This is a genomic window from Stieleria sp. (assembly GCF_041595215.1).
Taxonomy (GTDB): domain Bacteria; phylum Planctomycetota; class Planctomycetia; order Pirellulales; family Pirellulaceae; genus Stieleria; species Stieleria magnilauensis.
Genome location: NZ_JBFHKV010000240.1, coordinates 1 through 9,167 on the forward strand (window position 1 = coordinate 1; position 9,167 = coordinate 9,167).

Here is a 9,167-nt window from a genome sequence, read left to right on the forward strand (position 1 = left end):
CCGTGAACGCGAGGGCGAGCGACAACTGGCCGAAACGGCGTTCCGAACCGCTCGCGATCAAGCAACCTTCGACGCCGAACAAGCAAAACTGCAAGCCGAAGCCGGGTTGTCGCAGGCCGATCGTCAACTGAATTTGGCGTGGCAGTCGCTCGAAACCCTGCTCGGATACAAGGAGGACAAACGAGCCGCGAATCTGAGCAACGAAGAAGCGTTGTCGCGATTGGAAGTCCGCGCCCCGTTTGACGGTACGGTTGAATCGCGGATGTTCGCCGACAACGAACGCGTCTCACGTGGCGACTCGCTGATCGTGCTGGCCAACACCGATTCGTTGTACGTCGAAGCGAGTATTCGTGAAAGCGATTGGTCCGCGGTGTCGCTGCGACCCGGAACCGAAATCGCGGTCCGCGTTCCGGCGCTGGAAAACCAGTCTTTCGGCGCGACGATTCACTACGTCGGCCGCGAAGTGCAATCCGACACCAACTCGGTCCCCTTGGTGGCAAAAATCGACAATCGAGACGGCCTGTTGCGACCGGGCATGTTTGTCCGCGTGACGATTCCCATCGGTCAAGCGCGTCAGGCGTTGTCGGTCAAACCCGAATCGGTCATCCAACACGACAACCAGCAATTCGTGTTCGTCGACGTCGATGGTGGTGCCTTTCGACGCGTCGACGTGACCACCGGCGACGTGTCGGACGACTGGGTGGAAATCACCGAGGGATTGTCGCCGCGGCAACAGGTCGTGACCGAAGGGGCGTTCTTGCTGAAGTCCGAACTGTTGCTGCAAGGCGAAGCCGAGTGAGAGCCGGTGGAAGCATTGGCATCCACTTCGCTCCCACTGAACCCACCTCCACACGTGAATCAACTCCGACCCCGGCACCATGCTCACTCGCATCATTGAACTCTCACTGACCAACCGTGGTCTGGTCATCATTCTGACGTTGTTGATGGCCGCCGCGGGAATGTACTCGGCGCTGCACCTGCCGATCGACGCGGTGCCGGACATGACGAACGTGCAAGTGCAAGTCGTCACCGATGCCGGTTCGCTCTCGCCGGTCGAAGTCGAACGCTACGTCACGTATCCGGTCGAGAACACCATGGGAGGGCTGCCGGACGTCGAAGAACTCCGCAGTGTCTCCAAGTTCGGCATCTCCGTCGTCACGATTGTGTTCACCGAAGGCACCGATATCTATCGTGCTCGACAACTGGTGACCGAACGCCTGGGAGATGCCGCGGCCAGCATTCCGCCCGGTTACGGATCACCGACCGTCGGTCCGTTGACGACCGCACTGGGAGAAATCCTGCAGTTTGAAGTCCGCAGCGACCGGCATACCCCGATGCAATTGCGCACGCTGTTGGAATGGGACGTCGCGCCACGCTTGCGCGAAGTCAGCGGCGTGACGGAAATCAACACCCACGGCGGTTACTACAAGACGTTCGAGGTGCAACCCGACCCCGACCGCATGACCAGCTATGGCATTTCGATGGAATTGCTGTTCGAGCGTCTGCAGAACAACAACAACACGTCCGGCGGCGGCTACGTGATCCACCACGGCGAACAGCGTTTCATTCGCGGGGTGTCGCTGTTGGAAAACGCGCAGGACATCGAGGAGGTGGTGGTTCGCCGCGAAAGCGACGGCAATCCGATTCTGATTCGCGACATCGCTGAGGTCTGTATCCAGCCGATGACTCGTCAAGGTGCGGTCACACGCGACGGTCGGGGCGAAATCGTGACGGGATTGGTGATGATGCTGATCGGCGAAAACTCACGCGAGGTCGTCACCGCGGCGAAACAGCGTTTGAAAGAGATCGAGGTCACGCTGCCCGAAGGCGTGACGTTGGAAGTGACCTATGACCGTGCCGCGCTGATCGGTCGAACGCTGAAAACGGTGCTGACCAATCTGACCGAAGGCGGCATGTTGGTGATCGTGGTGCTGTTGCTGATGTTGGGCAATCTTCGCGCCGGGATCATCGTCGCCTTGGCCATCCCGCTGTCCATGTTGTTTGCCACCAACGTGATGGCCTACACCGGCGTCACCGCCAGCCTGATGAGTCTCGGGGCGATCGATTTCGGATTGATCGTCGACAGCAGTGTCATCATGGTCGAAAACTGCATCCGCAAACTCTCCCACGATAACGGTGACACGACACACGAAGACGTGATCCGTGACGCCGCGGTCGAAGTCCGCAAACCGACCATGTTCGGCGAACTGATCATCGCCGTCGTCTTCTTGCCGATCCTGCTGCTGGAAGGCACCGAAGGAAAACTGTTCCGGCCGATGGCGTTGACGGTGCTGTTCGCGCTTGGAGGATCCCTGGTGCTTTCCCTGTCGTTCATGCCCGCGATGGCTTCGATCTTCCTTCCCAAAAAGATGAAGGAAAAAGAGGTCTTTCTGGTGCGTGTGGTGAAGTTCTTCTACACACCGCTGGTCACCCGCGCGATCAAGCACCCCGTCGTGACGATCGCCTCGGCACTGACGATCTTTGCGGTCAGTTTGCCGATGGCACGGCATTTGGGTGCGGAGTTCATGCCGCGGTTGGAAGAGGGGGATTTGTTGGTCGAAGCGTTGCGATTGCCCAGTGCGACGCTGGAGGGATCGATCGAAATGTCGACCCAGATCGAAAATATTCTGAAAAAGTACCCCGAAGTCGAAACCGTGTTCTCCAAAACCGGGCGGCCGGAGATCGCCAACGATGTGATGGGCGTGCACCAGACGGACGTCTGGGTGCTGCTCAAGCCCGTCGCCAGTTGGCCGGAGCCGAAGACGCGTGACGAGTTGATCGAACAGATGTCCGATGAACTGAACGCAAACGTTCCCGGCGTAGCCTTCGGTTTCACCCAACCGATCGAAATGCGGGTCGACGAATTGGTCGCCGGCGTCAAGGCCGACGTCGCTGTCTTGCTGTACGGGGACGACATGGAAGAACTGGGGATCAAGGGCAAAGAAATCGAGTCAGTGCTGCGATCGATTCCCGGCGCCGTGGACGTCAAAGCGGATTACCAAGCCAACCTGTCGACGTTGACCATCAAAACCAGGCCACAAGCGCTGGCACAATACGGCATCGATGCGCAAACCGTGCTCGACGTCGTCTCATCGCTCGGCGGACACCAGGTCGGACAGATCTTTGAAGGCCGCGCGCGTTATCCGATCATGGTGCGTGTGCCGGTCGACTGGCGCGAGAACCTCAAGTTGCTCGAACAGGTTCCGGTGGCCGATTCGGCCGGCCAATCGATCCCGTTGAAGGAGCTTGCGGACATCCGGCTGGAAGAAACACCGCCGACGATCGAACACGAAGGCCAACGACGGCGGACATTTATTTCTGCCAACGTGCGTGGGCGTGACGTCGCGACGTTCGTCAACGAGGCACAAACCGCGGTGGAAGAGCAGGTTGAATTTGCCCCCGGCTACGAGATTCGTTGGGGCGGTGACTTTGAAAATCTGCAATCGGCCAGCCGCCGACTCGCCATCATTTTGCCGATCGTGTTGATCATCATCATGCTGCTGTTGCACACCAGTCTGGGATCCCTGCGATTAGCACTGCTGATCTTCTTGGCCGTCCCGATGGCGGCATCCGGCGGCGTGATCGCGCTGTACTTGCGTTCGATGCCGTTCAGTATTTCCGCCGGCGTCGGGTTTATCGCGCTGTTCGGTGTCGCGGTCCTGAACGGGTTGGTTTGGGTCAGTGCCGCAGAACATCTGCGTCATACCGGGATGCCACTGCGCGAGGTCAGTGCCGAAACCGCTCAAGTGCGACTGCGGCCGGTGCTGATGACCGCCTTGGTGGCGAGCCTGGGGTTCTTGCCGATGGCACTGTCGACGAGCGACGGTGCGGAAATGCAGCGTCCGTTGGCAACGGTGGTGATCGGGGGCCTGATCACATCGACCCTGTTGACCTCACTGGTGGTGCCGTGCATCTACCCTTGGTTTGCGCGCGGATTGAAGGACATCGAACTGACGCATCATGGCGAACCGGAACCGACGCTGCACTGACCGATCGTGCATCGACGAGCCTGGAAGCCTTTCCCGCTCGCAAACACTTAGCTGAACTGATTGATGTCGATGCCCAGCGATTTGATCTTGCTGCGAAGGGTCACCCGTGAGATGCCCAAGATCGTCGCGGCCTTGAGTTGATTGCCCGTGGTGTGGGTCAGCACTTGCGTGATCAGTTGCCGTTCGGCGATCGAGATCGCTTCGGCGTACAAGTTGTCTGTCCCCTCTTTCAAACGTCGGGCGACAAACGGTTCGGACAGGAAACTTGACATGTCGGCCTGCGAGTCCGCTTGCGAGGTTCCGGCGCCGAGTGCGGGTAGGCTGAGCGGTGGCAGAAAGTCGGGCAGCAGGATGTTGCCCCGCGCCGTCAACAGCGACTGCTTCATCACGCTTTCCAGCTCTCGAACATTGCCGGGCCAATGATATTGATCCAAGATCTCGAGCGTCTCTGGAGCGATCGTTCGGATGTCCTTGCCGAATTCGTTGCTATAGCGTCGCAGAAAATACTCGGCCAACACCTTCAAATCATCTTCACGCTCGCGTAACGGAGGCAGATGGATGGTCACAACGCTGAGCCGGAAATAGAGGTCCGATCGAAACAGGCCTTCGGTGACGAGCTTTTTCAGATCATGATTCGTCGCCGCGATGATCCGCGCGTCGACTTTGATCGGTGTGTTGCCGCCGACACGTTCGAACGTCTGGTCTTGCAGCACACGCAAAAGCTTGGCTTGCGTCATCGGTGACATGTCACCGACTTCGTCTAAGAACAATGTGCCGCGGTCGGCCTGCTCGAGTTTGCCGATCCGCTGGCGATGGGCGTCGGTGAACGCTCCTTTTTCGTGGCCAAAGATCTCGCTTTCCAACAGCGCGTCGGGAATCGCCGCACAATTGATCGCTTGAAACGGTCCGCTGGCTCGGGCGCTGTGGTGATAGATCGCTTGGGCGACGACTTCCTTGCCGGTTCCACTTTCGCCCAACAACAGGACGGTCAAGTTTTGCGACGCCACGCGGCCGATCGCCTTGTAGACTTCTTTCATCGCGTGACAACGACCGACGATCGCGTCGGCGACTGGTTCACCCATCGGGGCATCGTCATCGGCCAGCACGGGTTGGACGCGCACCATGCGGCTGAGGTTAAACGCCTTTTCCAGCAGCGCACGCATCTCATCCAGCTCCAACGGCTTGAACAGATAGTCGTACGCCCCCAGCTTGGTCGCTTCGATCGCGGATTCGACGGTGCCGTGACCGGTGATGAAAATGAACGGGATGCGGGGATCGATTTCGCGCAGCCGCTTGAACAATTCCAGTCCGTTGGTGTCGGGAAGGCTGAGGTCCAAGACCACGACGTCGGGTTTGGCCTGGATGAACAACGCTTCCCCGTCGGCGCCGTTTTTTGCGGTCATGACCGCGGTGGTTTCCGTCGTGAACGCTCGCTCAAACGCCTTCAAAATCGAGGCTTCGTCATCGATGACTAACAGGCTTTGCATGATTCCTCGCTGTCGGACGTGTCGCCGGAATCTCGGTCCGCCTCGGAGTCCGTTTGGCCGGCGGTCTGACCGGCGATTTGACCGGCGATCGGCAGCGTCAATCGAAACTGTGCCCCCCGCGGGATCCGGTTGGAACCGACCAAGCTGCCGTGATGTGACTGGGCGATCCGGCGACAGATGCCCAGCCCCAGACCGACGCCATTGGGTTTGCTGGTCGCGAAGGGCGTGAACAGTTTGTCCAACATCGCGTCGCTGATCCCGTCGCCGGTGTCGGCAACCGTCACTTCGACTTGCGAGTCATCGGACGTCACCGAGATCGCCAATTCGCCTCCCTCGGGCATCGCATCGAGTGAGTTGAGGGTCAGGTTCAAGAGCAGTTGTTGAAGCTGTGCGAGGTCACCATCGATGTAAATCGGCGCATCGGGGCAGTCCAGCGCCAGGTTGACGTTTTGGGTGCCGCACCGTCCGTCGATCAATTGAACGGTGCGACCAATGGCGTCTTGAATCGGAAACGTCTTCGACTCACCGTGTTCGGGGCGAGCATAGTCGAGCAGACCATTGACCGAGCGTTCCATCCGCCGAATCTCGTGTTCCACCAATTCCAGATCGTCGGTCGGCAGTCCCTCGTCGGCGAACTTGCTGCGATTGACCTGGATCAACATTTTGATGGACGTCAGCGGATTGCGGATCTCGTGTGCCACGCCGGTGGCCAGTTGAGCCAACGTGGCCATCTGTTGTGCACGCAACGCTTCGGTTTCGCGCGCCATCAACAATCGTTCTCGTTCGGCCCGTTCGAACTCGGTCAAATCACGGAGGATCGCGATTCTTAATTGCCCGGTTTCGGAAGGGTATTCGCTGACGGAGACCTGGACCGGAAACGATGTCCCGTCTTGCCGATCGACGTTGATACGAAACTCGCAGGGAAGCGTCTCGAACGAACGGGGAAAGTCCGGCATCCGTGATTGTGTTGTTTTTCCGACCCAATCGGCGGGGTCGACGCCCAACAGTTCCGAACTGGCGCGATTGCACGACGCGACACGCCCTTCACTGTCAAACGTGATGATCCCCTCGCTGGCGTTGGCCACGATCGTTTCAGAACGTTGATGCTCCTGAATCGCGATTCGCCGCAAGGGGCCGATGATGACCCACCACAGCACGGGTGCGCAAACCATCGTCAGCAACACCGCATCGAGCACCGCCGTCCCCGATTCACCCAGAAACTCGGGCATCACGTGGGGCAACAGAAACATCACGCCGACTTCGGCGGTGAAGACCAGCATCAAGACGATGCCCAGAATTCGCGTCGGCGAACGCAGCATCGATGACAGGGCGGACACGCGGTTGGACATGCGCAAAAACTGACGAAAGCTGGGAAATCGAGGCACCCGCGCGACCCGACACAAGCCGGCCCGCGGCTTGCAAACCTGATTCTGGCGGTTCTGGAATTCCCATTCTATCAGCGATTTCGACATCAAACATCTCGGCCGCACGGCGGACACCATCCACTTGCCGTCGACGGGATCGGTGGATCCCGCCGCACGATGGATCGACCCCTTCAAGGCTACGCTGCGAAGTATTGATCCCCAGCGTTTGACGAGGTGATAGCGGCAGGGCGCAAGCCCTCCGGTTCCTCATCGTTACCGGAACATCGGAGGGCTCGCGCCCTACCGCTAAAAAAGACTTCACAGCGTTTCCCTTCAAGGGATTGCAACCGATGTGCCAAAACCACCACGCAGCGATTTCATCACCGCACCGACGCATCGCATGCCAGCGCAACGCGTTTCTCGCCTGAGTGCCAAGCTGTGGCGGAGAATGTCATGGAAAGAATCTGTCCATCACGTGAACAACTCTTGCCTTCGGTGCGTGTTTGCTGCTCAGAGCGGGTGGCAAGACAATGGAGGCAAGACAATGCCGAGGGGAGGTGAGGAGAAGGCAGAATGATTCGGGGCAGAATGATGAAGATGGGATGGGGAGACAAGGAGATGGGGAGACAAGGAGATGGAGAGGATCGGTACCGAACAGCAGACTGCCACCCCATTATTCTGCCATCTATCGTTTTGCCACTCAGCTCCGACACCATTCAAAATCACTGTCCGCCGAAGGACGCGCCGCGGATTCCATCGCCGTCGGTGTAATCGGCCGGGGCGTCCAAGCCGCCGGTCAATAACAGCCCTTCGACTTGGGCGTTGGCCTGTGCCAGTTGACCTTGGGCGGTGATCAAACGAATCGCCGATTCGAAATAGCTGCGGCGAACGACCAAGACTTGCAAGAACTCCAGTTCACCGGCTCGGTAGGCTTCTTCACTCAGGTCCAAACTTTTCTGCGTCTGGGGAATGATCTCCTGCTCGTACTTCGTGACCGCCGCCAATGAGGAGTCGAAGGCTTGTGCGGTCCGCGCCAGTCTGGCTTTGATCGCTTGTTCGATGCGTTTGACATCCTCCAAGGCTCGCGTGTAGTCCGCGTAGGCGGCGGAGATGTTGCCCGCGTTCTTGTTCCAGACGGGAAGGGGCGCGTCGAACTGCAGATTGATCATGCCCGAGTCGGTGGCGTTGTCATAGCCGGCACCGAACTGAGCGGTCAGGTTGGGAACCATCTGCACGCGTTGTCGCTTCAGCAACGCGTACTTTTCACAGACCAACGCGTTGGCGGCGGACAACTCGGGGCTCTCGGACAGAATCTGGCTGTAGGCGGTTTCCCAATCGCGGGATGATTGCGGTGTCGCGGGAGCGTCGACCAATCGCGCGGGGGCGGCATCGCCCAGTCCGGCGACGGCGGCCAGGTCTTGCCACGCACCCCGATACTCGATTTCCGCTTGCTCGGCGGCGAGCATGATTTCGCTGAGCAACGTCTGGGCCTGCAAGACCTCGATCAGATTGCCCTCTTCGGCTTCTTGACGCTCCTTCGCGATCTGAACCCCGCGACGGGCGACTGTTTCAAAATTTCGCGTCGCATCGGCTCGTCGCTGCGCCGCAACGGCCTCGAAAAAGCGGACACGAACATCCGTCAAGACGCGAAACCGCTGGGTCTGCATTTCCCAACGTTGGGCCGACATCGTATGGCCCAAGACTTCTTGATTGAGTTCTAACTTGTTCCCGCGAACAAATTCCTGTTCCACAAACACGCCGTGCTGGTCGGTATTTTCATCGGCGAGTTGTTGTCCGAAATAGCCCAACGTCGGATTCGGGCGCGTCCCCACTTGGTTCCGCAACCCGGCGGCCTTGGTGGCCGTTGCGCCGGCGGCGATGATCGCGGGATTGTTGCTCAGTGCGAACTGTTCGAGTTGTTCGAGCGAGTAGGCGTTCTCGCCGACCGTTTGAGGTCCGTCGGCCGTCACCAGATCGCTGAACGATTCCAATCGCGATTCAACCGCCTGGAGATCGACCGGCTGCAATGCGATTCGTTCCAATTGATCGGCAAAACTGATCGCTTCTTCGTCCCCGTCTTCCGCGTAGGCGACCGTGTCGACGGCACCGGCCGGTTCACGTGTCGCTGTGGGGCGCACCGGCGTGGCGGCGCCGGACTGCAGGCCGTCGGGCGCTGCGGGCGCCGGGGTGGTCAGGGACCAGGCATTGATTGTCGCGGTCGCCGGCGGGTCGGGGTGCGGACCGACTTGAGCACAACCGACCAAAGACAACAAGCAACAGGCCGATAGCGACATCTTGCGATGTCTAATGGCATCCGTGCGCACCGC

5 protein-coding genes are annotated in these 9,167 nt (G+C 59.4%); 2 read left to right on the forward strand and 3 right to left on the reverse strand.

Annotated features, from left to right (window positions below; genetic code table 11):
* Positions 1–799, forward strand: a 799-nt coding sequence (locus ABX749_RS11565) for an efflux RND transporter periplasmic adaptor subunit (RefSeq protein WP_372896118.1), incomplete at its 5' end; no start/stop codon positions are given.
* A gap of 79 nt (positions 800–878) precedes the next feature.
* Positions 879–3,989: an efflux RND transporter permease subunit gene (locus tag ABX749_RS11570; protein ID WP_372896119.1), complete on the forward strand. Its 3,111-nt coding sequence runs from the start codon at positions 879–881 to the stop codon at positions 3,987–3,989.
* A gap of 47 nt (positions 3,990–4,036) precedes the next feature.
* Here ABX749_RS11570 and ABX749_RS11575 read toward each other — a convergent pair whose 3' ends face one another.
* The 3 genes from ABX749_RS11575 to ABX749_RS11585 all read right to left on the reverse strand — a co-directional run.
* Positions 4,037–5,476 carry a sigma-54-dependent transcriptional regulator gene (locus tag ABX749_RS11575; RefSeq protein WP_372896120.1) on the reverse strand — a complete coding sequence of 480 codons (1,440 nt, stop codon included), beginning with the start codon at positions 5,474–5,476 and terminating at the stop codon, positions 4,037–4,039.
* Entirely contained in the window at positions 5,461–6,825 is a 1,365-nt protein-coding gene (locus tag ABX749_RS11580; protein WP_372896121.1) for a PAS domain-containing sensor histidine kinase, read from the reverse strand. The genes ABX749_RS11575 and ABX749_RS11580 overlap by 16 nt, the downstream gene beginning before the upstream one ends.
* Positions 6,826–7,562: 737 nt before the next feature.
* Positions 7,563–9,167, reverse strand: a 1,605-nt coding sequence (locus tag ABX749_RS11585) for a TolC family protein (protein ID WP_372896122.1), incomplete at its 5' end; no start/stop codon positions are given.

What these genes read in the sequence shown, in the direction of transcription:
- ABX749_RS11570 (WP_372896119.1), top strand. Translation starts at nt 879, where the DNA reads ATGCTCACTCGCATCATTGAACTCTCACTGACCAACCGTGGTCTGGTC.
- ABX749_RS11575 (WP_372896120.1), bottom strand. Translation starts at nt 5,476, where the DNA reads ATGCAAAGCCTGTTAGTCATCGATGACGAAGCCTCGATTTTGAAGGCG.
- ABX749_RS11580 (WP_372896121.1), bottom strand. Translation starts at nt 6,825, where the DNA reads ATGTCCAACCGCGTGTCCGCCCTGTCATCGATGCTGCGTTCGCCGACG.